The organism is Bacillota bacterium, from assembly GCA_030019365.1.
Taxonomy (GTDB): domain Bacteria; phylum Bacillota; class Sulfobacillia; order JACIYH01; family JACIYH01; genus JACIYH01.
The window spans coordinates 142,160-164,583 of record JASEFA010000001.1 but is presented as its reverse complement, the minus strand read 5'-3'; the positions used below and the strand labels follow the sequence as shown (position 1 = coordinate 164,583).

Below are 22,424 nucleotides of genomic sequence, written 5' to 3'. Positions count from 1 at the left end.
CGCCTTACGCCAAATATTAGCCTGTGTAGACAGGCTGGGTGCGCCAAAAACTAGCACCCGGGGCTCAGGGCAGAGGGGCAGGGGTGGAGGCAGAGGGGCAGAGGGGCAGGGGGGCAGGGGCTCAGGGGGGCAGCACCTCAGGGGCGCGGAGACAGATGTGGCGCTGCCAGGCGGGGTCCTCATGGGGGAAGTCCGATCGGAAGTGGACGCCCCGGCTCTCCTCCCTGGCCAGGGCCGCCCTCGCCACCAGCTCCGCAACCACCGCCAGGTTCCGGACTTCCAGGGCATCCAGGAGATCCCTGCGGTTCCGCACCGTCATGAGCGGAAAATCCGCGGAGATCTCATCGATGGCCCGCAACGCTTCCTTGAGCCCGGCGCCGCTGCGCAGCGGGCCCAGCAGCCGGTCGGCCACGGCATTAAGGCGCCTCTTCACCCCGGCAGGGCTGATATCCGTCTGTTGCGAGCACCAGCGGGCCACCCAGGTCCCGGTGGCACCCGGTACCGGGCCCGCGGGCTCCCGGACCTGAGGCAGCCGGCTCCGGCCGTGAGCGGCCGCGGCCTCCCCAGCCCGCAGCCCGAACACGGTGATGTTGGTGAGGGCGTTGCCACCGATGCGGTTGGCACCGTCCACTCCTCCGGTGACTTCGCCACATGCCAGAAGACCCGGTATCTCCGTCTCGCCCCGGTCGTTGATGGCCACTCCCCCCGAGAAATAGTGCTGCACGGGGGCAACCCGGACCGGCCCGGAGGCCGGATCGCGGTGAGCCGGGAAGTATCGCCGCAGGTCGGCCGGCAGGGGATCTCTCCACTGGTGGGGGGTCAATGCCTCCAGGTGCAGGAACACCTGGCGCCCCCCCTCAAGCTCTCTGGCTACGGCCACCGCGCAGCGGTCGCGCGCGAAAAGGTTCGCCTCCCGGCCGCTGGAGATCCCCCAGGACCGCAGCTGGGGGTCCAGGAATCGCTCCCCCGCGGAGTTGGTGAGGTACGTGTAGTCCAGGATGTTCAGCGGGATGAACCAGGTGGGGAGACCCTCCTCGGCGAATCCGAGCGGGTAGAATTGCACGAACTCCATGTCCAGGAGGGGCAGGCCCGCCGCGTACAGCAGGGCGTAGCCGTCACCGGTGGTGCGCACCGGGTTGTCCGTGCGGCCATACAGGCGTCCGGCCCCACCGGTGGCCACCACCACCGCCCCCGCCACGAGGTGGCTGATCTCCCCCGAGACGAGATCGACGTACTCGACCCCGCTGATGCCGGCATCGTCCAGGCACAGGTGGGTAACCACGGCCCGGTCGCGGATTTGCACGCCGTGCTCACGGGCCCACCTTACCAGAGGCAGGGTCATCCCCATGCCCCCCGGGCCCGAGGGAGGGGCGTGGCCCGCCACGCGGGCACCGCCCCGGCGCACATCGAGGCCAACACCGTACTGGCGAAGCTCCTGCACCCGCCGCGGAGCCTCGGCGCTGAAGACGTCCAGTAGGTGGGGCTGGCTCATGAACCGGCCCGTCTCCCAGGTCAGGGTGCGGTGACGCTCAGGCGTAACTCCCTCCACGCCCAGGGTGAAGCCGCCCCCGGCGTAGGCGGTGCAGTTGGCCAGGCCGGCCGGGGCCTTGCAGAGGAGGGTTACCCGCGCGCCCATGGCCCGGGCCGCCGCAGCCGCACACAAGCCAGCGCCACCGCCACCGACCACCACCACTTCAAATCGATCACTCATGCCACGTCTCCTCCTGCCTGCCCTCAGCCAGCGATTCGTGCGGCCCGCCCCCCGGCGGGGATTCCCGCTGCCTGCCCTCCGGCGGCGACTTGTGCGAGCGACCCTCGGGCAGGCGCAGCTCCTCCCAGCCCACAGCCTGCCGAAGCACGGCCTCCCTCACCAGGCGTTCCCGGTGGCTGAGTTCGGACCGTCCCGTCTTCACCTCCACAAAGACGACACGGCGCACCGCCCCTTCGTCCAGGCCGTCGAACACCACGAGGTCAACCGGGGACCCGATGAACCGCACATCCCTGGGGTTGTATGGGAACCCGGGGAGGTACGGGACCAGGTGCTCTCTCACCTTGCCCGCCGTGACGGCGCGGCTCTTCTCCACCGCGTCCTGCCGGATCGATCCCTCCACCTCGCGCTTCCAGGACTCCAGAGCCACCCGGTACTGTTCCTCCAGCGTGCGACGCTGCTCCTCCACGCGGGCCTGGAACTGGCGCTGCAGGACCGCGAGGGACGTGGCGAGTTCCGCCGCCCGCAGTCGCATCACCACATACAGCACAGCGAGCACCAGGACGAGGAACCCGAGTACCGTTACCACCAGCTCCGTTGTCCCCAGCCACCGCCCGAACCAGTCCACCGCCGCCCCTCCCCCGCCCGGACTCCGTTCGTCCGGCCCCGCTCCCGGATTCCCCTTTCGTAGCCGCCACAGCCGCAAGCACAGCATACGCCGAGGTGGCGGCCCCTGGCAAGACGCCCACGGACGCAGCGCAGGCAGCCTGGGCGCCCGAAGGATAACGGGCGACCGGGGTGGAAGATCAACCGAGAAGATCCCACCAAATGGAGGGGTGGCAGTGGAGTACAGGATGGTGGGGCAGCTGCGGGTGTCGGTGGTCGGCCTGGGATGCCGGCGCCTGGCAGCACCGGGTATGGATCCCGACCGCGCCCGCCAGGTGGTCCACGCGGCCCTGGACGCCGGGATCGTGCTTTTCGATACCGCGGACAACTACGGCCGGGGCGCGTCGGAAGAGGCGCTCGGGAAAGCCCTGCGCGGTCACCGGCACGACGTGGTGATCGCCACCAAAGCGGGCATCCGCCGCGGCGTCGGGGGCGGTGCCGGCGAGGCTGCGGAGGAGCCGGCGCGGGCGGACTTGACGACCCAGGACGGCTCTGCCCGCCATCTCATCAAGGCGACGGAGGATTCCCTGCGCCGCCTGGGAACTGACTACGTCGACCTCCTGCAGCTTCACTACCCCGACCCCGCCACCCCCTTTGAGGAAACAGCGGGGGCCCTGGCCCGGCTGGTGCAGCAGGGCAAGGCCCGCGCCATCGGGCTCTGCAACTTCCCGATCGCCGACCTGCAGGCATGGCTGGCCGGGCAACCCGCCTGGCGGGCCGAGTCGCGACCGGTTACCCTGCAGATGCCGTACAGCCTGGTGCAGCGTGAAATAGAAGAGAAGGCCCTCCCCCTGGCCCGGGAGCACGGGTTGGGGCTGCTGGCCTACATGCCCCTGTTCCTGGGATATCTGGCCCGGGAACCGCAGCCCGGAGAGCTGGAGGGGGATCCCCACCGCGCCCTCCTGCCCCTGACCTACGTCGACCGCCTGGCAGGAGCGGTGGCGCGCATGAGAGAGCTGGGGCGGGATCTGGGCTTGACGCCGGGCCAGCTGGCCCTGCGCTGGGTGATAGACCGGCCCGGAGTGGTGGCCGCCCTGGCAGGCGCCACGCGCCCGAAGCAGGTGTGGGAAAACGCCGGCGCGGCGCGGGCCCTGCCGGAAGCCGTGCGATCGGCCGTGGAGGAGATAAGCCGCGAACTGGCGCCTGTTCCCCCGCTGGCGATCACCGAGACGGCGGTCGACTGTCACCCGTCGCCCCGGGGCGGGTACTACGTGGTCGTCTCCTCGGGGCTGAAGATCCCCAGCCCCGATCCCGTGAAACCCGGCTGGACGGTGGAACTGGACGGCTGGCGTGGTGACATCCTGAGAGTGGCGCCACCGGAACCATGAGCGGCGCCGCAGGCTGCGGCCGGCTTGGCGCCGGGTGACGCGGGACGCTGCCCGCGGTGGCGCCGGGCGGCGCAGGGTGCTACCCACCCGGCTCGGGTCAGGAGCGGCGGCGCAGGAAGGCGGGGATGTCCAGGTCGTCCTCGGCCGCGAACCCCTTGAGGTCGATCTGCTCCAGGGGCAGCTTCTCCCGGCCGGACGCGGCCTTGGGACGCGCATCGAAGCCGGTGGCGATCACCGTGACCCGCACCTCGTCCTTGAGGTTGTCGTCTATGACGGCTCCAAAGATGATGTTGGCATCGGGGTCGGCGGCCTCGGCCACGATCTCCGCCGCCTCGTTCACCTCGAACAGGCCCAGGTCCGGCCCTCCCGTGATGCTGAGCAGGACCCCGCGGGCCCCCTCTATGGACGTCTCCAGGAGGGGACTGGAGATGGCCGCCCGGGCGGCATCGGCAGACCGGGTCTCCCCGAAGCCCACCCCGATACCCATGAGGGCTGACCCCGTTTCCGCCATGATGGTGCGCACGTCGGCGAAGTCCAGGTTGATGAGCCCGGGGACGGCGATGAGATCCGATATCCCCTGCACCCCCTGGCGGAGGACGTCATCGGCCACCCGGAAGGCTTCCACTATGGAGGTCTTCTTGTCCACCACCTGCAGCAGCCGGTCGTTGGGAATGGTGATAAGGGTGTCCACCTTGCTGCGCAGGGTGGCAATCCCCCGCTCCGCAACCGCCATGCGCCGCCGGCCCTCGAAGGTGAAGGGCCTGGTCACCACGCCCACGCACAGGGCACCCGCCTCCTTGGCGCATTCCGCCACCACCGGCGCCCCCCCGGTACCGGTCCCCCCTCCCATACCGGCGGTGATGAACACCAGGTCGGCCCCCTTGAGGGTCTCCACGACTTGATCCCGGCTCTCCTCGGCCGCCTTGTTCCCCACTTCCGGATCGGCCCCTGCCCCCAGACCCTTGGTGATGCGGGCTCCGATCTGTATCTTCCGGGTGGCGTGGCAGGCGGCCAGGGCCTGGGCGTCGGTGTTGATGGATATGAACTCAACTCCCTTGACGCCCGTGGCCACCATGCGGTTGACCGCGTTGTTGCCCCCGCCCCCCACCCCCACCACCTTGATGACGGCGAAGGGTTCCCCCTCCAGCTCCAGGTCCAGCATCCCCACACCTCCCGATTCCCTCTCCCTGCACGCCCACCCGCAGCCCCGCAGCCCGGGCCGACCGCGCGGCCCACCTGCGGCTGCGGGGAGCGACCTTCAGAAGAAATCGCTCAGGGCGCGGCGCACCCGATCCCAGAGGGACCCCAGCATGCCGCCCCTGAGCTCCACCCGCGCCAGCCCCGGCTGGCCCCGGGTGGCATACACGAGCAGGCCCACGGTGGTGGCGAAGGCCGGGCTGGAGGTCAGGTCCGCCAGGCCTCCCAGCCCGCCGGGGGTCCCCACCCGCACCGGCATCCCCAGTTCCTCTTCGGCCATTTCCCCTATCCCGGGCAGGAGCGCGCATCCTCCGCACAGCACCGCCCCGCCCGGAATCTGCCCGCCGCGACCGGATCGAGCTATCTGCTGCCTGACCAGCCCGAACAGCTCCTGCAGCCGGGGAGCAACGATCTGGGTCACCAGAGCCCCACTGATCTGACGGGTGCCCGTGCCACCCACGTTGGGCACTTCGAACACGTCGTCATCTGCCTCGGGACAGGGCCGGGCCCGCCCGTGTTCCAGCTTGATCCTCTCCGCCTCAGGGGGTGGCGTGCGCAGGCCGACGGCCAGGTCCCCGGTCACATGGTCCCCGCCTATGGGTACGACCGCCGAATACACGGGATTGCCCCGCTCGAACATGCCCAGGTCGGTGGTGCCGCCACCGACGTCCAGCACGAGCACACCCAGCTCCCGTTCCGCCGGCAGCAGTACCGCTTCTCCCGACGCCAGGGGCGCCACCACCAGGTCTTCCACCTGCAGCCCCGCCCTGGCCACGCCCTTCAAGAGATTCTGGATGGAGGTCACCGCCCCCGTAACCACGTGGGCTTCCACCTCCAGGCGCACTCCCAGCATCCCCACCGGATCCTTCACTCCATCGTAGCCGTCCACCACGAACTCCCGCGGGACCACGTGCACGATCTCCCGGTCCGCTGGGATGTTGAGGACGCGGGCCGCGTCCAGCACCCGATCCACGTCTTCGGCGGTGATCTCACGGTCGTCTCTGGCCACCGCCACCACTCCCCGGTTGTTGAGGCTGGAGAGATGGCTGCCGGAGATGCTCACGTATGCGGACTTTATCTCCACCCCCGCCATGCGCCCTGCCTTCTCGGCAGCCTCCGCGATGGCCCTGGACACGCCCTCGATGTCCACCACCACACCCTTGCGCATGCCGGCCGAGGGGGTCACGCCGAATCCGATGATGTCGCAGGTGCCGTCCCGGCGCACTTCTCCCACAATGGCGGCCACCTTGCTCGTCCCGACGTCAATTCCAACCGCCAGATCGCGCCTGGGCAACCCATGCACCTCCCGGGGCGTTGATTTCTGCAACGCCCTCTGCTTTTCCTTTGAACACCGGCTCAGCCATCCCTTTACTGGCGACGCTTGCGCCATGCGGCCAGCAGCAGGTGCCTGATGGCGCCCAGGTTGTTGAAGATGCGGATGCCGAATGCCACCAGGGCGGCGAAATACAGCTCCACCCCCAGGCGGTCGCCCACGTAGGTGAGACCTGCCGCCAGCAGGGCGTTGAGGAAGAAGCCGCTGATGAAGACGGTGTTGTCGTACTTGCCCTCCAGTCCCGCCCGCACCCCGCCGAAGGAGGAATCGAGGGCGGCCAGGAGGGCGACGGACAGATACCGCCCGTAGAAGATGGGGATCTGCAGGGGAATGCTGGCCCCCAGCAGGACCCCCGCCACCAGCGCCGCCAGCGGAATCCACATCTCACTTTCCTCCCGACTGGGCCACCCGGCCGAACTGGAAACGCAGGCTGCCGGTATACGCCGGGATGGTGACCTCCGTCTCCTTCTTCACGGTCACCTCGATCCCCCAGAACGATAGCGACTCCACCACGCCCCCCCTCATGCGCAACGCCCTCTCCAGCACGTCGGGGTCACCCACAGCCTGGATCACGATGGGGGGCGCCGTCATCACCCGGTTGACGGAGATGGTCGGGCCGGCGCAGCGCACCTCCGTGGTGGCTATCACGCGCTGTCCGTTCAGGGACATGGCTTCCGCCCCGGCGGCAAACAGCTCGTTCACAACGCGCAGCACGTCTTCATCATGCAGGAGAAAGGCGTTGATGTCCTGCCCTTTCTGCAGGGGCCGCTTGGAGTCGTCCATGGTGACGCTAACCCCGGGTCCCTTTACCGGCACCAGCCCCGCCAGGATCTGAGCCTTGGTCAGCTCCTCCTGGAGGGCCCCCAGGGCAGCCTGGCCCTGGGTGAGTCCGGTAACGGTGTTGCGCAGTTCGGCCACTTCCTGCTCCAGGCGGCGCCGCTCGGTCTCGGATTTCTGCAGGAGCTCCACCAGCTCTTCGGTCCGGCGGTGGGCCAGGTCGGTGGCGGCCCGCTGCTGCACGCGGTACTGCAGGGCCAGCATCAACCCCAGCACCAGCATGACCAGTGCCACCGCCACCTGCGCTCCTCTCGACCGCAAACCCCCTCACCCCCCTTGGACCGGCCTCACGACCACCCGGTCGCGGTCGCGCACGTCGATGTATTCCGCCTGCCCTCCCTGGCGGCGCAAGTCCTCCCAGACGGCCAGGAGGACCTGCACCCTGTGGGGCAGCTGGGCGTCGGGGAACCCCATGAGGGCGGGAACACCCTCCAGGTCGTACACGACCAGCTCTCCCCGGTCGCCGGCATGCACCTCGCCCAGTCTCTCCCTGGCCGCGGGAGGGAAGGCTTCCACGCACGCCAGGGCTCCCAGGACGGCCCCGTCGGTGATGAACTGGCCCGCCACCAGATCGGGGGGAACCGGGCCGGTCACCAGGGGCAGCTCCCAGGGACCTGCCTCCTGGCTGGTGGTGAGAACGCGACCCTCACCGTCCAGCACCAGGAAGCGGTCGTGGTAGGGCAGGAGAGCGAGGGGCGTGCGCTCACTCACCCGGATGAGAGCCCGGCCCGGCCACGCCCAGGCCACCCGGGCTTCCTTCACCCAGGGGAGAGATCGCAGGCGGGCGGCCACCTGTCCGGGGCGCAGGGAGAACACGGTCTGCCCGGGGCGCAGCCCGGAGATCTCCTTCACCTGCTCCGGGTCGAGGCGGCTGGCCCCCGTGACGGCAACCTCCTGCAACTGGGCATAGCGGGACTGGGCAAAGACCACCACCACCCCAGATGCCAGCAGGAGGAGAAGGCACCAGGTCAACCTCGTCCGACCAGCCTGTCCACCCGAAGTGCGCATTCACACCCCGCCCTCAAGCACCTAATTGTACCCTACCCTGTTCGCGGCCGCCAGTTGCAAGGCCGACCCGCCACCCGGGCCGCGCGGAGGAGCGCAAACGCCCCGCCCGCCGGTCACACGCCTGTGGGTGGCCCCGACCCCGCCCGGGAGCGCTCGATGTGGGCCCCCAGGCCGGCCAGCTTGGCCTCCAGGTGCTCGTACCCGCGGTCGATGTGGGAGGTGTCCTCCACCGTGGTCACTCCCTCCGCCGCCAGCCCCGCCAGCACCAGGGCTGCCCCGCTGCGCAGGTCGGTGGCTTCCACCAGCGCCCCGAAGACGACGGGGACGCCCTTGACCACCGCCGCGCGCCCCTCCACCTTGATCTGGGCACCCATGCGTCGCAGCTCATCGGCATGCTTGAAGCGGTTCTCGAACACCGTCTCGGTGATGACCGAAGTCCCCTCGGCCAGGCACATGAGGGCCATCACCTGGGGCTGCATGTCGGTGGGGAAGCCCGGATAGGGCAGGGTCTTGAAGTCCGTGGCCAGGATCCGCTCGGGGCCCCTCACCAGGATCTGACCCGGCTGCGGGCACGATATGGCCGCTCCCGCTTCCTTGAGCTTGGCGGTCACCGATTCCAGGTGCTCCGGGATGACCCCCGAGATGAGCACCTCGCCGCCGGTGATGGCCGCCGCCGCCATCATGGTCCCCGCTTCGATGCGGTCGGGGATCACCTGGTGCTGGCACCCGCCCAGCTCCCGCACGCCCTCCACGTGGATGACGTCGGTCCCGGCCCCCGTGATGCGGGCGCCCATGGCGTTGAGGAAGTTCTGCAGGTCCACGATCTCCGGCTCCTTGGCCGCGTTCCCGATCACCGTCACCCCCCGGGCCAGGACGGCCGCCATCATGATGTTTTCCGTGGCCCCCACGCTGGGGAAGTCCAGGTGGATCTCCTGCCCCCGCAGGCGAGGGGCTTCGCCGTAGATGTACCCGTGGCGTTCCCGCAACCGGGCCCCCAGGGCCTCCAGCCCCCGCAGGTGCAGGTCTATGGGACGCGGCCCGATGGCGCATCCCCCCGGATATGCCACCTTCACCTTTCCGGCGCGGGCAAGCAGCGGCCCCATGAGGAAGATGGAGGACCTCATCTGCCGGCTCAGCTCATCCCGCACCTCGCACGTCCCCAGCTCCCGCGCCCACATCTCCAGGGTGCCGTCGGGGTGGCACGCCACCTGGACGCCAAGCCTCTCCAGGATCTCTCGCATCACGGCCACGTCCCGCAGCCGGGGCACGCCCCTGAGCGTGCACTGCTCCGGGCTCAACACCGCCGCCGCCATCATGGGCAGCACCGCGTTCTTGGAACCGCTGACGGTCACGGTACCGGAGAGACGCCGCCCCCCGTGGATCACGAATTGCTCCACACCATTCACCCCCGGTGCTCCCTGGGGGTCAGATCGTCAGGTCCTCTCCCACTGTCTCCACTTCCGGCTCCAGCCAGACGCCAAACCGCTCGGCCACCCGCCGGCGCACCGCGGCGGCCAGGGCCAGGATGTCCCCGGCGGTGGCTCCGCCCCGGTTGACCAGGAAGTTGGCATGCACCCGGGAGACTTCCGCCCCTCCCACCCGCATGCCCTTGCAGCCCGCCTGTTCGATGAGGAAGCCGGCCGCCGCTCCCGGCGGGTTGCGGAAGAAGCTCCCCGCCGAGGGCACACCGCGGGGCTGGGTGCGCCGCCGGACCTCCAGCAGTGCCCGCATGCGCTCCTGCACCTCGGTGCTCGACGAAGGTCGCAGCTGCAGGACGGCCTCGGTGACCACCAGGTCCTGGCCCCGCAGGGCGCTGCTCCGGTAGCTCAGCCCGAGCTCATCGCCGTCGAGCACCGCCTGACCCGCGCGGCCGCGCACCGTGACCCGCTCGATGACGTCTGCCAGGGACATCCCGTGGGCCCCCGCGTTCATGATTACCGCCCCGCCCAGGGTTCCCGGTATGCCGGCGGCGAACTCCAGACCACTCAGCCCCAATCGGGCTGCCTCGCGAGCCAGGGCGGGAAAGGGCGAGCCGCTCTGCGCCACCACCCGGGTACCGTCCACTCGCCACCCGCTCAGACGGGCCGTGGACAACACCGCCCCGCGGACGCCCCCGTCGCGGACCAGCAGGTTGGTACCCAGGCCCACCACCAGCACGGGCAACCCGGCCTCCGCCAGGACGGCCCGAGCGGCCTCCAGGGAGGGCAAATCCGCGGGGCGTACATACAGGTCGGCCGGTCCCCCCACCCGGAAGGAGGTATGGCGGCTCATGGGCTCCGATGACCTGACATCGCCCCGCACCATGCTACGCAGGCGGGCCAGCACCTGTTCCACCAGTACCTGCTCCAAGAGACGTGCCCCCCATACCCGTCGCCACCAGGACACCGGAGGTTGCGGCCTACCCGAAGCCCTCCAGCCGCCCGCGCTTCCCGCCTACCCGGGCTCCTCGAGCCACCGCAGGAAGTCCTTCCCCACCTTCCACACGTCGCCGGCTCCCATCACCAGGACCAGGTCCCCCGCCCGGGCCACCCCCTTCAGCCACTCCACCGCCTCACCGGGGGTGGACAGGAAGGGCGCCGGTTTGCCCTCATCCCGGACGGCCCGTGCCACCAGCTCTCCCGTCACCCCGGGGATGGGCGGCTCGGCCGCCGCATACACGTCCATGACCCCCACCTCGTCGGCCAGGGCCAGGGCGGGCCCGAAGGCCCGGTGCAGGATCCCGGTGCGGGTGTAACGGTGGGGCTGGAACAGACATATCACCCTTCCCTCTCCCGCCTCCAGGCGGGCGACCCGCAGGGTGGCTTCCACTTCGGCGGGGTGGTGGGCGAAGTCGTCCACCACCCGGATGCCCCTGGCCACCCCCAGGGTCTGAAACCGCCGCCTGACTCCCCGGAAGGAGGCCAGGGCCTCTGCCAGGGGCGGGAAACCCACTCCCAGAAAGGAGCAGGCAGCTATGGTCCCCAGGGCGTTCTGGACGTTGTGCCGGCCGGGCACCGAGAGCGTTACCTCTCCCAGGGGCTCACCTCCCGAACAGGCGGTGAACCGCGACCCCCCGGGCAGGAGTTGCATGTCCCGGGCGGTGTAGTCGGCGGCGCCGTTCAGGGAATAGGTGACGAGGCGCCCGCCGTACCCGTCCAGGGCGCGGCGCAGGTGGGGGCTGTCCAGGCACACCACCGCCGCCCCCTCCGGGCGCACCTGGTCGAGGAAGCGGCGGAATGCCCCTATCAAGCGGTCCAGGGAGTAGCCATACCGTTCCAGGTGATCGTCGTCGATGTTGGTCACCAGGGCGAGGTAGGCGTGCAGGAGCAGGATGGTTCCGTCGTACTCGTCCACTTCCGCCACCAGGTAGCGTCCCCGGCCCAGGCGCGAGGTGGCGGGAACGTCGTTGAGCTCGCCTCCGATGAGGACGGTGGGGTCGTACCCGGCCTGCTCCAGGCAGACGGCCACCATGGAGGCGGTGGTGGTCTTGCCGTGAGCCCCGGCAATCGCCACCCCGTGCCTCTCCTCCATGAGACGGGCCAGCAGCTCGGACCTGCCCAGGATGGGCAGCCTGCGGGAACGGGCTTCCCGCACCTCCACGTTGTCCTCGGGAACCGCGGCGGAAACCACCACCAGGTCGGCGTCGCCCAACTGCTCGGCCCGGTGCCCCTGAAAGATGGCGGCTCCCCGTGCGGCCAGCCGCCGGGTGGCGTCGCCGGAGGCCAGGTCGGACCCGCTCACCTCATATCCCATCTCCAGGAGAACACCGGCCAGGGCCGACATGCCGGCCCCGCCTATCCCCACGAAGTGCACTCTGGGCATGAACTCCTCCACCCGCTTCCCTCGCATCCCATTAGTATGCCGCGGGTAACCGGCCCGTCTTCATCACCACATCCGCCACCCGCCGGGCGGCATCGGGCCGGCCCAGGCGGCGGGAGCTCCGGGCCATCGCCTCCCGCAGAGAAGCATCCCCCAGTATGGTATTCGCAGCCGCGGCCAGGGCCTGTCCATCCAGCCGGTCCTCCGGGATCACACGGGCTGCTCCTTCCTTTTCCAGCTGCCTGGCGTTGTAGTCCTGGTGCCGCCCCACCACGTTGGGAGAAGGGATGAGGACGGCGGGAAGCCCGCGCACGGTCACTTCCGCCACCGTCATGGCCCCCGCCCGTCCCACCACCAGGTCGGCGGCCGCCAGCGCATCCTCCATGTTATAGACGTAGGGCTCCAGGCGGACGTCTCCGTCCGCCACCGCTGCGGCCAGCCGGGTGCGGGCCTCCGGGTAGTAGTCCCGGCCGGCGATGATGAGGACCTGCACGCCGGGCTGAGCCTCCCTGATGGCGGGAAGGGCGTCCAGGGCCGCCTCCGCCACCCGGCGGGCGCCCCGGCTCCCGCCCAGCACCAGCAGGGTGGGGCGGCGGGCGTCAAGTCCCAGGGACCGGCAGCCCTCCTCCCGGGTGCGGGCGATCACCCGGGGGCGGACGGGGTTTCCCGTCACCACCAGCCTGGCCCGGGAGGGAAAGTGCACCAGGCAGCCGGCATAGGGGACGCATACGGCCCGGCAGAAGGGAGAGAGCCAGCGGTTGGTCGCGCCCGGGACCACGTTCTGCTCCTGCAGAACGGCCGGAATGCGGCGCAGGAGGCCGGCAAGCACCACCGGACCGGTGACGTACCCTCCCGTCCCCAGCACGGCGTGGGGGCGGAACCGTCCCAGGATGGCCAGGGCCTGTCCCACCGCCAGAGCCGCCCTTCCGGTCCCCAGCATCACCTGCCGGAGCGACTTGCCCCGCAGCCCCGTCACCGTGATCCCTTCGAAGGCAATGCCTTCCCGGGGGACCAGGTCGGCCTCCATGCTCCCGCCGCTGCCCACGTACAGCAGGCAGGCGCCGTGATCCTCCTGCAGGACCTTTGCCACCGCCAGGGCCGGGTAGATGTGCCCGCCCGTCCCCCCGCCGGTGAGCGCTATGCGGAGATCCCTTTCCCCCATACCATCACCTTCCTTCAGGGGGGACGGCTGTAACGGGAGACGTTGAGGACGATGCCGGCCGCGGCCAGGGAGAACACCAGGGACGATCCGCCATAGCTTATGAAGGGTAGCGGGATGCCGGTGATGGGCAGCAGCGCGGTCACCACCCCCATGTTCACCACCGCCTGCAGGGCTATCATCCCCGTGAGCCCGGCCGCCAGCAGCGACGAGAAGGTGTCGGGCGCGTGCATGGCCGCCCGGAACCCGCGCCAGGTGAACAGGAAGAACAGGCCCACCACCACCGCGGCCCCCACCAATCCCAGCTCTTCCCCTATGATGGCGAAGATGAAGTCGGTGTGCTCCTCGGGCAGGTACCAGAGCTTCTGCCTGCTCTGCCCCAGGCCCACCCCGAACAGGCGACCACATCCCAGGGCGTAGAGAGCCTGGATGATGTGGAACCCGGACCCCTGCGGATCTGCCCAGGGGTCCAGGAAGGCGAGAAAGCGGCGGCGGCGGTATTCCTCCGCGAAGATGGCCCAGAAGGTGGTGGGGACAGCCGCCACCCCCAGCAGGGCCACATGGGAAATACGGGCGCCGGCAGTGACCAGGGCCAGGAACAGGGTACCGCCCACCGTCACCGCAGTACCCAGGTCGGGTTGCTTCAGGATGAGAGCCGCAGCCAGGCCCGTCCAGAACAGGAGGGGTACCACCCCCCGCCACAGGTCACGCGCTATCCCCTCCCGGCGGGAAAGGTGGTAGGCGGCAAAAATGGTCATGGTCACCTTGGCCAGCTCGGAAGGCTGAAAGGCCAGGGATCCGTAACCCAGCCAGCGCTGGGCCTCCCGCGAGGCCCGCCCCACTCCGGGAACGAGCACCAGTACCAGCAGGAAGACGGTGAGCACCAGGGCGGGGCGGGCCACCGACACCCAGTGCCAGTACTTCAGGCGGGAAGTGAAGAGGGCTACCACCAGGCCCAGGGCGGCCCATACCGCCTGCCGTTTCAGGTAGAAGTAGCGGTCTCCCAGCGTCTCCATGGACTTGGCCGCCGAAGAGCTGGCCACCATGACTATGCCGATGGCCACCAGGCTCACAAGTACCAGGAAGAGCAGGGGATCGGGACTGCCCGCCCGGGCGGGAACGGGCCGCGCCCGCACGCTCCTCACGGTGGGACGGGGCCTGCCGGGGCGCGCCATTATCCCATCCCCCGCCACACCAGCAGCCCCAGAAAGGCGCACACCGCCGAGCACGCCCAGAAGAACTCCACCACCCGGGGCTCGGGCCAGCCGGAAAGCTCGAAGTGGTGGTGCAGGGGGCTCATCCGCAGGATGCGCCGCCCGAAAACGTGGAACCAGAAAACCTGCAGCATGACGGAAAGGGCCTCGGCCACGTACAGCCCGCCGATCAGCAGGAGGAGGATCTCGGCGCGGGTGAGGATGGCACATGCCCCCAGGGCCGCCCCCAGGGCCAGGGCACCGGTATCCCCCATGAACACCCGAGCGGGATACACATTGTAGCGCAGGAAACCCACCAGGGCCCCCACCGCCGCCAGGCAGAAGGTGAGCACCGGCTCCTCTCCCAGGCTCCAGGCCATGAGACCGTACGCCAGGAAGGAGCAGGCCGTGGCCCCCGCCGCCAGGCCGTCCAGGCCGTCGGTGAGGTTGACGGAGTTGGCCCCGGCCAGCACCACCAGCATGCCCAGCAACCAGTAGGCCCGTCCCAGGTCGAAGGGGCCGTACCAGGGCACCTCGATGATGGTCCCCCGGCCCAGCTGAAGGGAAGCCGCCACGATGCCCGCCGCCAGCACCAGCTGCCCCGCCACCTTGTAGCGGGCCCGCAGTCCCAGGGGTCGCCTGGCCACCACCTTGAGGAAGTCGTCCGCCCAGCCCAGCAATGCGAAGGACCAGGCGCTGAAGAGGAGGACGTACAGAGCCCCGGTGCGCGGACCCCACCACAGGGCCGCCGCCGACAGAGCCACCAGGAAGATCACCCCGCCCATGGTAGGGGTACCGGCCTTACCGGCGTGGCTGCGGGGGCCGTCGCTGCGCACCACCTGTCCCGCCTTGAGACGGCGCAGGCCGGGAATCATCAGGCTGCCGGCGGCCAGGGCCAGCAGCCACGCCGCCACCAGGGGCTGGACGGCCACGGTCATCTGGGCCCCCACCTCTGCCGCAACGCGGCCACCACCTGCTCCAGCTTCATGCCCCGCGACCCCTTCACCAGCACCACGTCTCCCTCTTTCACCAGGTCGCTCACCAGCCGGGCCGCCTCCGGGGCGGCATCCACCCGGGCGATGCGGGGGGCGGGCATGCCCTCCTCGCGGGCAGCCCGGGCCAGCTCCCGGGAATGGGGGCCCACCGTCACCAGGTGATCCAGCCCCAGCCGGGCCACCAGCCTCCCCACCTCCCGGTGCCCGGGGACGGTGCGCGACCCCAGCTCCAGCATGTCACCGAGCACGGCCAGGTGGCGGCTCCCCGGCATCTCCACGAGAGTCTCCAGGGCCGCCGAAGTGCTGGTGGGGCTGGCATTGTAGGCATCGTTGAGGACGGTCAGCCCGCCCAGCCGCAGGACTTCCATGCGCATCCCCGACAGGGCGGGGTCCTGCAGGCCCCGCACGATGTCGGCGGCGGGGAGATCCAGCACCCACCCCAGGGCGGCGGCGGCCAGAGCGTTGGGCACCTGGTGCCGGCCGGGAACGGGCAGCAGCACCTCCGCCCTTTCCCCGTCCAGGTGGAGGAGGAAGCGGCTCCCCCGGTCGGCCAGAGACTGCACCCCCGTGGCCCGTACCTGGCATTCTTCCCCCAGGCCGAAGTACACCACCCGCCCCGGGCACTCCTCGGCCATGGCGCGCACCCGGGGATCGTCCCCGTTCAGGACGGCGGTACCGTCGGGAGGAAGGGCCGCCACCAGCTCGGCTTTGGCGCGGGCCACCTCTTCCACCGACCCCAGCAGCTCCAGGTGACTCTCGGACACATTGGTGACTACCCCCATGCGGGGCCGGGCCAGGCCGGCCAGGTAGGTGATCTGCCCCCGTCCCCGCATGGCCATCTCGATGAGCGCAACCTCGTGAGTCGAATCAAGTTGCAGGAGGGTCAGGGGAACCCCCACCTCGGTGTTCAGGTTACCCTCGTTCCTCAGCACCCGGTAACGGGTCCCCAGTACCGACGCCGCCATGTCCTTGGTGCTGGTCTTGCCCAGGGAACCGGTAATCCCCACCACCAGGGGAGCGAAACGCAGGCGATGGGCAAGTCCCAACCTGCCCAGGGCCAGGGTCGTGTCGGGGACGAGCAGGCAGGGACCACCCGGATGCCGCGGGGGCTCCCGGGAGATCAGGGCCGCCACCGCTCCGCGGGCGAAGACGTCCTCCAGGAAGAGGTGGCCGTCGGTGGTGGCGCCCGGTATGGCCACGAAGAGAAACCCGGGACCCGCCCGCCTGCTGTCGTGGGTCACCGCCAGGATCTCCGCGTTTTCACCGGGGAAGAGGAGGCGGGCATCCAGGATGTGGCAGGCTTCCGCGACGGTGAACAGCAGCGGCCTCACCTCCCTGCCAGCAGTTCCCGCACCACCTGGCGATCGTCGAAGGGCAGGGTACGGTCCCCGATCACCTGGTACGTCTCGTGCCCCTTGCCGGCCACCAGCACCAGGTCGCCCGGGGCGGCTTCGGCCAGCGCCAGGGATATGGCCCGGCGCCGGTCGGGCTCGAGCAGGTAGCGGTAACCGGGAGCCCGCACCCCCTCTTCGATTTCCCCGATAATGGCCCGGGGATCTTCGCTCCGCGGGTTATCAGAGGTGATGACGGTCACGTCGGCCAGCTCGCGGGCGATCCGGCCCATGATGGGTCGCTTGCCCCGGTCCCGGTCGCCCCCGCAACCGAACACCGCGATCACCCGGCCCGGCGTGATCTCCCGGGCGGTCTCCAGCACGTTGCGCAGGCCGTCGGGGGTGTGGGCGTAGTCCACGATCACCGAGAACTCGCGCGCCTCCCTGATCCTTTCGAACCGGCCGGGAACCTGGGGCGCCTCAGCCAGGGCCCGCACGGCCAGGGCCAGGGGCACGCCCTCCCCGACGGCCACGGCCAGGGCGGCCAGGGCGTTGTATACGTTGAATCGCCCCACCAGGGGAAGGCTCACCGGGGCCTCCCCCGCCGGAGTCCGGACCAGGAAGGAGGTCCCCTCCGCGCTCATGCGCACGCCGGCCGCCGTGACATCGGCGGGAGGGTGCATGCCGTAGCTGACCACGCCCGCCCCCGCCCGGCGGGCCTCCCCGGCAAAGCGAGGGTATGAAGCGTCGTCGGTGTTGACCGCCGCCAGCTTCTTGCCCGTGGTGCTTCCCAGGTATCCCCGGCCCAGGCTGCGGAACAACCCCAGCTTGGCCTCCAGGTAATCCGCGAAGGTGGGGTGGTAGTCCAGGTGGTCCTGGGTGAGGTTGGTGAACACCGCTACAGCGAACTCGCATCCGGCCACCCGCTCCTGGTCGAGGGCGTGGGAAGATACTTCCATGGAGCAGTAAGCAGACCCGCACTCCACCATTTGGGCGAGCAGCGCCATGATGTCCACCGACTCGGGCGTGGTCCGCTCCACCGGCAGCTCCCGGTCGCACACCACGTTGCGCACGGTGCCCATCAGCCCCACCCGGTGGCCGCAGGCAGCCAGGATGTGACGGATCAGGTAGGTGGTGGTAGTCTTGCCGTTGGTGCCGGTCACACCCACCAGCCGCAGGCGGCGGGAAGGGTGCCCCCAGAAGGTGGCGGCCACCAGGGCCAGGGCGCGCCGGGAGGAAGGTACCAATACCTGGACCACGCCGGGGGGGAGGTCCACGCCTCTCTCCACCAGGAGAGCCCGCGCCCCCCGGCGCACCGCCTCGGGCGCGAAGTCGTGGCCGTCGAACTTCAGCCCCCGCCAGCAGGCGAAAAGGAACCCGGGGCGCACCGCCCCGGAGTGGTAGGCCAGACCTGTGATCTCCGTCGCCGGGTCGCCCCTTAAGTCTTTCTCGGGCAGTATCCTCACCAGTTCCCCCACGTTCATAGCAACGGCCACCGCTTTCCCCTGACTTTTCCAGTATTGTGGCTCAGCCCCGTTCATTTTATGTGACGCGGGACACGGGCACAACGTGCCCCGTCGTGCCGGTCCCCCTCACGGAGGCAGGGAAGGCGGGGGGGCGAACTCCACCCTCACCACTCCTCCGGGAGGCAAGGCGGCACCGGGGGCAGGTTCCTGGCGGACCGCCCGGCCCGTGCCCCGGGCCACCAGGCGCAGGCCCGCCTTCTCCAGGGACGAGGCAGCAGCCCGCATGCTCATCCCGCGCACGTCCGGCACGGCCACCGTACCGGGGGGCGGAGCCTGCCCGGGGGGCGCAGCCTGCCCGGCGGTCGCCTTTGCCTCCGCCCCGACCTGGGTCCCGCTCCCGCGGGCCGCGGACGGCGCGGGCACACCCTGCGGAGGAATCTCCAGGTAGCGGAAAGCATCGGCCATGATGGCGGCAAACACCGGCGCCGCCACCTGGCTCCCGTAATACTCGCCCTTGGGTTCGTCCAGCACGACCAGAGTGAGGAGCCGGGGCTGGGGAAGGGGGCCGAATCCGATGAAAGAGCTGATGTACTTGCCGGAGGCGATGCGGCCTTCCTCCACTTTCTGGGCGGTGCCGGTCTTACCCGCCAGCCGGTACCCCGGCACCTGGGCCGACCTGCCCGTCCCCTCCTCCATGACCAGGCCCATGGCCCGCACCAGCTCGCGGGCCGTCTCCTGGGAGATGACCCGCCGCACCCCCCGGTCCTCGTACGCACGCACCAGCTCCCCCGCAGGCGTGCGTATCTCCTTCGCCACATGGGGGGTGGTCATCACGCCCCCGTTGGCAATGGCGGCGATGGCGCGGCATAGCTGCAGCGGTGTCACGGTGAGGGTCTGGCCGAAGGCCATGGCGGCCAGGTCCACCGGCTTGCACTCCTCCTTGGGCAGGAGCAGCCCCTGAGCCTCGCCCGTGCCGGCGTCCGTTCCCGTGGGCGAGGTGAGCCCGAACTCGTGGAGATACCGGTAGAAGGCATCCACGCCGGTCCTCAGCCCCATTTGGATGAAGGCCACGTTGCAGCTTTCCGCCACCGCCCGCTCGAAGTTGATGGCCCCGTGACCGCCGTCCAGCCAGCAGGAGAAGGTGTGCCCGGGCACGGTGATGCTCCCTCCGCAATAGAAGCCGCTCGACGGGGTAACCACACCCGTTTCCAGGGCGGCGGCCGCGGTGATGGGTTTGAAGGTGGAGCCGGGGGGAATGGTGTCCGAAACCACGGGATTGCGCCGGTATGAGTCAGGGAAATCCTGGTACCGCCCGGGGTCGAAGGTGGGGCGGCTGGTGAGGGCCAGGATCTCGCCGCTGGCAGGATCCAACAAGACTACCGACCCGGCCCTGGCCTCGGTGCGTGCCATGGCCCGCTCCAGTTCCCGCTCGCATATATACTGCAGGACCTGGTCGATGCTCAGCACCAGGTTGTTGCCGGGTACCGGCGGCTCGAACTGGCGCTCCGACTGGGGGATCTCCCGCCCCAGGGCGTCCACCTCGATGACCACCCGGCCGGGCTGGCCGTGCAGGTCCCGATCGTATATGAGCTCCAGTCCTTCCAGCCCCACGTTGTCGATGCCGACGATCCCCAGAAGGTGGGCGGCCAGCTGCCCCTGGGGATAGAAACGCTGGGCTTCGCGGGTGAGCCCGATCCCCGGCAGCTTGAGCGCCTTGACGGCGGCGGCCTCCTCTTCACCGATCCGGCGCTTGATCCATACGTAGAAGGTGCGCTGGCGCAGCCTGTCCAGCACCTCGCCCGGCGCCATGTCCAGCACGCGGGCCAGTTCCCGGGCGGTCTTCTCCCCGTCCCTGATCTGGGGCGGGATGGCATATACGGAGTTCACTTCCACCGAAAGGGCCAGCTCCCGCCCGCGGCGGTCCAGGATGAGGCCGCGGCGGGCCTGCACGGGGATGTCGTTCATGCGCACCTCCAGGGCGCGGCTGCGCAGCTCCTCCCCCTTGACTACCTGGAGCCAGCCCAGCCGCCCGGCCAGCACGGCGAAAGACAGGAGGAAAGCAAAAAAGAGCAGCACCACCCGCCTGCGCAGGCTCAGAGGCGGATTCGACACCACCCTGCGCCCCCTTCAGCCCCTATCGGGCCGGACCGGCCAGCACTCCCCGTCCTTCCAGCAACCCCGCCAGGTACAAGGCCACCCGCTCCAGCCAGGACACGGTCACCGGCGGCTGGACCTCGCGCACCTGGTCGGGCGCGGCCGTCACCACCCGGGCCTCCCGGACGGGCACCATTCCCAGCTTATCCCTGGCCACCTGCTCAACGCGGGCCGGAGAATCCAGACGCAGGACCGCCAGTTGCAGGCGTTCGTTGTCGGCCTGTAAGGCCCGCAGCTCCTTCTCGAGGGCCAGTATGCGGTGCCCGGTGTCCAGGCAGGCCACGTGCAGATACACCAGGGCCAGCGCCACCAGTACCGCCATTCCCACCAGCGCCGGTCCCATCACCCACACCGAACCCAGCGGGCGTGCCAGGGTGCGCAGCCGGACCGCCCACGCCTGACGGGCCCGGGCCGCCCCGCCGGCACGAGCCCCGGCCGCCGCATGGGCCCGGGCGGGTCGCACGGGATGGGCCTGCGCGGCCGCATGGGCCCGGGCGGGTCGCACGGGATGGGCCTGCGCGGCCGCATGGACCCGGGCGGGTCGCACGGGATGGGCCTGCGCCCCGCCCGCGGGACGGACCCGGCCCGCCCGTTGCCTTTGCGGGCGAGCGTATCCTCCCCACCGGCCGGTCCAGGCCTCATCGGCCATAACCATGCCTATTCCTCCCCTCGCTGCCCTATGCGATGGTCGCTCCGCTGCCGGGTTCGGGCTGCCCGCCCTCGTCCCCAACCTGGAAACCCCGCAGCCTGGCGCTGCGCGCCCGCGGGTTTGCTTCCACCTCTTGGCGCCCCGGCACCAGGGGGCGGCGCGTCAGCACCGCGCCGCGTCCCGCCCGGGCCAGGGCGAGGAACCGTTGCTTGACGATGCGGTCTTCCAGGGAATGAAACGCGATCACGCACACCCGGCCTCCGGGCCGGCAGGCCGCCGCGGCCTGCTCGAGACCCTGCTCGAGCTCCGCCAGCTCCCGGTTGACGGCAATGCGCAGGGCCTGGAAAGTGCGCCGGGCGGGATGTCCCCCGCGCCGGCGCGCCGGGGCCGGGATAGCATCCTTGATGATCGCTGCCAGCTCCGTGGTGGTGCGGATGGGGGCCCGCGTCCGGCTTTCCGCGATGCGGCGGGCAATGCGGTGCGCCCAGCGCTCCTCGCCGTAGTGGGATATGATGAAGGCCAGCTCGTCCTCCGGCAGCCGATTCACCAGGTCCGCAGCCGTGGTCTCCTGGCGGCGGTCCATGCGCATGTCCAGCGGCCCCTCCTGCCGGTAGGAGAAACCCCGCCCGGGATCGTCCAGGTGCCGGGAGGAGACGCCCAGGTCGAAGAGCACGCCGTCCACCCGTCCCCAGCCTTCTACCGCCAGAACGTTCTCCAGGCGGGAAAAGGACTCATGACGCAGGCACACCTGCTCCCCCCAGGCTGAAAGCTGCCGGGCCGCCGTCTCCAGGGTTTCTCCGTCCCGGTCCAGGCCCAGCAGGCGTGCGTGGGGACCTGCCTTTTCCAGGATGGCGCGGGCGTGGCCCCCTTCACCCACGGTGCAGTCCACGTAGGCGCCCCCTTCTCTCACTCCCAGCAGGTCGAGGACCTTCGCCACCATCACCGGCCGGTGCACTACCGGCCTCCCTCCTCTCGGGCGTCCTCGGAGGCGTAAAGGCTCTCGGCGATCTCCTCATACTCGGCGTTGACCTGCTCCTCCAGAGCCTCCCATCCCGCCCGGTCCCAAACCTCCACGTGGTCGGAAACCCCGGCCACCACCACTTCCCGGGCCAGGCCCGCGTACCCGCGCAGGGCGGGGGTGATGAGGATGCGTCCCTGGGCATCGGGCGCACACTCCACCGCCCCCGCGAAGAAGTAGCGCTGGAAGTTGCGGTTGCGGGCCCGCGTGATGGGAAGCTGGGTGAAACGACCGGAGATGACGCGCCAGGTCTCCCAGGGGTACACCCACAGGCATTTATCCAGCCCGCGGGTGACCACCATGCGCTCCCCCAGTTCAGAGCGGAAACGGGCGGGGATGGCCACCCGACCCTTGTCGTCCATGCTGTGAACGTACTGTCCGAGAAACGTGCCCCGCCCCTCCCTTCGCCGTCCGCTTCCCCACCGTTCACCACTTTGACCCACTTTGCTTGTCCTATTCTCCATCCGGGCTGGAATTCCTCCTGGGCGGAACGACGTCCCGGGGATCTGGAAAGGTTTCCTCAGGATAGGGAAACCGGGGCCGGGAAACCTTACACCGGGGCGGCCCAACATGCACCGGGGAGG

Annotated in this window: 20 protein-coding genes; 1 reads left to right on the top strand and 19 read right to left on the bottom strand. The window is 70.1% G+C overall.

From position 1 onward, the window contains the following. Positions 1 to 121: 121 nt before the first annotated feature. Positions 122 to 1,711, bottom strand: coding sequence for an FAD-dependent oxidoreductase (locus QME70_00770; GenBank protein ID MDI6893139.1), 1,590 nt, complete (start codon positions 1,709 to 1,711; stop codon positions 122 to 124). Further along, complete coding sequence (locus tag QME70_00765; GenBank protein ID MDI6893138.1) at positions 1,704 to 2,336, bottom strand: Holliday junction resolvase-like protein; 633 nt, start codon at positions 2,334 to 2,336, stop codon at positions 1,704 to 1,706. Before QME70_00765 ends, QME70_00770 begins: the two co-directional genes overlap by 8 nt. A 214-nt stretch (positions 2,337 to 2,550) precedes the next feature. On the opposite strand from QME70_00765, the gene QME70_00760 reads away from it, so the two are divergent. Next, positions 2,551 to 3,702 (top strand): aldo/keto reductase, encoded by a 1,152-nt coding sequence (locus tag QME70_00760; GenBank protein MDI6893137.1) that lies wholly within the window; start codon positions 2,551 to 2,553, stop codon positions 3,700 to 3,702. 97 nt (positions 3,703 to 3,799) lie between these two features. On the opposite strand, the gene ftsZ is transcribed toward QME70_00760, so the two are convergent. The 17 genes from ftsZ to mraZ all read right to left on the bottom strand — a co-directional run bounded on the left by ftsZ (position 3,800) and on the right by mraZ (position 22,304). Beyond that, positions 3,800 to 4,864 carry a cell division protein FtsZ gene (gene ftsZ, locus QME70_00755; GenBank protein ID MDI6893136.1) on the bottom strand — a complete coding sequence of 355 codons (1,065 nt, stop codon included), beginning with the start codon at positions 4,862 to 4,864 and terminating at the stop codon, positions 3,800 to 3,802. A 96-nt stretch (positions 4,865 to 4,960) separates the two neighbouring features. After that, positions 4,961 to 6,193, bottom strand: coding sequence for a cell division protein FtsA (gene ftsA, locus QME70_00750; protein MDI6893135.1), 1,233 nt, complete (start codon positions 6,191 to 6,193; stop codon positions 4,961 to 4,963). Between the two features lie 74 nt (positions 6,194 to 6,267). Then, positions 6,268 to 6,615, bottom strand: a complete 348-nt coding sequence (locus QME70_00745; protein ID MDI6893134.1) for a small basic family protein — start codon at positions 6,613 to 6,615, stop codon at positions 6,268 to 6,270. A gap of 1 nt (position 6,616) precedes the next feature. Then, a complete protein-coding gene (locus tag QME70_00740) occupies positions 6,617 to 7,330 on the bottom strand; it encodes a DUF881 domain-containing protein (protein MDI6893133.1) in 714 nt (237 codons plus the stop codon). A 6-nt stretch (positions 7,331 to 7,336) separates the two neighbouring features. Then, positions 7,337 to 8,041 carry an FtsQ-type POTRA domain-containing protein gene (locus QME70_00735; GenBank protein MDI6893132.1) on the bottom strand — a complete coding sequence of 235 codons (705 nt, stop codon included), beginning with the start codon at positions 8,039 to 8,041 and terminating at the stop codon, positions 7,337 to 7,339. A gap of 149 nt (positions 8,042 to 8,190) precedes the next feature. Further along, positions 8,191 to 9,474 (bottom strand): UDP-N-acetylglucosamine 1-carboxyvinyltransferase, encoded by a 1,284-nt coding sequence (murA, locus tag QME70_00730; GenBank protein ID MDI6893131.1) that lies wholly within the window; start codon positions 9,472 to 9,474, stop codon positions 8,191 to 8,193. A gap of 28 nt (positions 9,475 to 9,502) precedes the next feature. Next, on the bottom strand, positions 9,503 to 10,426 hold the full coding sequence (murB, locus tag QME70_00725; protein ID MDI6893130.1) for a UDP-N-acetylmuramate dehydrogenase: 924 nt from the start codon (positions 10,424 to 10,426) through the stop codon (positions 9,503 to 9,505). Positions 10,427 to 10,510: 84 nt separating this feature from the next. Then, positions 10,511 to 11,878, bottom strand: coding sequence for a UDP-N-acetylmuramate--L-alanine ligase (murC, locus tag QME70_00720; GenBank protein ID MDI6893129.1), 1,368 nt, complete (start codon positions 11,876 to 11,878; stop codon positions 10,511 to 10,513). A 31-nt stretch (positions 11,879 to 11,909) separates the two neighbouring features. After that, entirely contained in the window at positions 11,910 to 13,037 is a 1,128-nt protein-coding gene (gene murG / locus QME70_00715; protein MDI6893128.1) for an undecaprenyldiphospho-muramoylpentapeptide beta-N-acetylglucosaminyltransferase, read from the bottom strand. 14 nt (positions 13,038 to 13,051) lie between these two features. Further along, entirely contained in the window at positions 13,052 to 14,227 is a 1,176-nt protein-coding gene (ftsW, locus tag QME70_00710; GenBank protein MDI6893127.1) for a putative lipid II flippase FtsW, read from the bottom strand. After that, entirely contained in the window at positions 14,209 to 15,165 is a 957-nt protein-coding gene (gene mraY / locus QME70_00705) for a phospho-N-acetylmuramoyl-pentapeptide-transferase (GenBank protein MDI6893126.1), read from the bottom strand. Before mraY ends, ftsW begins: the two co-directional genes overlap by 19 nt. Continuing rightward, entirely contained in the window at positions 15,162 to 16,553 is a 1,392-nt protein-coding gene (gene murF, locus QME70_00700; GenBank protein ID MDI6893125.1) for a UDP-N-acetylmuramoyl-tripeptide--D-alanyl-D-alanine ligase, read from the bottom strand. Before murF ends, mraY begins: the two co-directional genes overlap by 4 nt. Beyond that, a complete protein-coding gene (locus tag QME70_00695) occupies positions 16,550 to 18,037 on the bottom strand; it encodes a UDP-N-acetylmuramoyl-L-alanyl-D-glutamate--2,6-diaminopimelate ligase (protein ID MDI6893124.1) in 1,488 nt (495 codons plus the stop codon). Before QME70_00695 ends, murF begins: the two co-directional genes overlap by 4 nt. 108 nt (positions 18,038 to 18,145) lie before the next feature. Further along, complete coding sequence (locus tag QME70_00690) at positions 18,146 to 20,131, bottom strand: penicillin-binding transpeptidase domain-containing protein (GenBank protein ID MDI6893123.1); 1,986 nt, start codon at positions 20,129 to 20,131, stop codon at positions 18,146 to 18,148. A 22-nt stretch (positions 20,132 to 20,153) separates the two neighbouring features. Then, a complete protein-coding gene (locus QME70_00685; protein ID MDI6893122.1) occupies positions 20,154 to 20,828 on the bottom strand; it encodes a septum formation initiator family protein in 675 nt (224 codons plus the stop codon). A 22-nt stretch (positions 20,829 to 20,850) separates the two neighbouring features. After that, the gene (rsmH, locus tag QME70_00680) at positions 20,851 to 21,777 is read right to left on the bottom strand and encodes a 16S rRNA (cytosine(1402)-N(4))-methyltransferase RsmH (protein ID MDI6893121.1); all 927 of its coding nucleotides are present in this window, start codon (positions 21,775 to 21,777) and stop codon (positions 20,851 to 20,853) included. Then, positions 21,777 to 22,304, bottom strand: coding sequence for a division/cell wall cluster transcriptional repressor MraZ (gene mraZ, locus QME70_00675; protein MDI6893120.1), 528 nt, complete (start codon positions 22,302 to 22,304; stop codon positions 21,777 to 21,779). Before mraZ ends, rsmH begins: the two co-directional genes overlap by 1 nt. Positions 22,305 to 22,424 lie beyond the last annotated feature (120 nt).

Bases quoted from the DNA above. Each gene is read 5' to 3' on its own strand.
- QME70_00770 (MDI6893139.1), bottom strand. From the start codon at position 1,711: ATGAGTGATCGATTTGAAGTGGTGGTGGTCGGTGGCGGTGGCGCTGGC.
- ftsZ (MDI6893136.1), bottom strand. From the start codon at position 4,864: ATGCTGGACCTGGAGCTGGAGGGGGAACCCTTCGCCGTCATCAAGGTG.
- QME70_00745 (MDI6893134.1), bottom strand. From the start codon at position 6,615: ATGTGGATTCCGCTGGCGGCGCTGGTGGCGGGGGTCCTGCTGGGGGCC.
- murC (MDI6893129.1), bottom strand. From the start codon at position 11,878: ATGCCCAGAGTGCACTTCGTGGGGATAGGCGGGGCCGGCATGTCGGCC.
- murG (MDI6893128.1), bottom strand. From the start codon at position 13,037: ATGGGGGAAAGGGATCTCCGCATAGCGCTCACCGGCGGGGGGACGGGC.
- mraY (MDI6893126.1), bottom strand. From the start codon at position 15,165: ATGACCGTGGCCGTCCAGCCCCTGGTGGCGGCGTGGCTGCTGGCCCTG.
- QME70_00695 (MDI6893124.1), bottom strand. From the start codon at position 18,037: ATGAACGTGGGGGAACTGGTGAGGATACTGCCCGAGAAAGACTTAAGG.
- QME70_00685 (MDI6893122.1), bottom strand. From the start codon at position 20,828: ATGGTTATGGCCGATGAGGCCTGGACCGGCCGGTGGGGAGGATACGCT.
- mraZ (MDI6893120.1), bottom strand. From the start codon at position 22,304: ATGGAGAATAGGACAAGCAAAGTGGGTCAAAGTGGTGAACGGTGGGGA.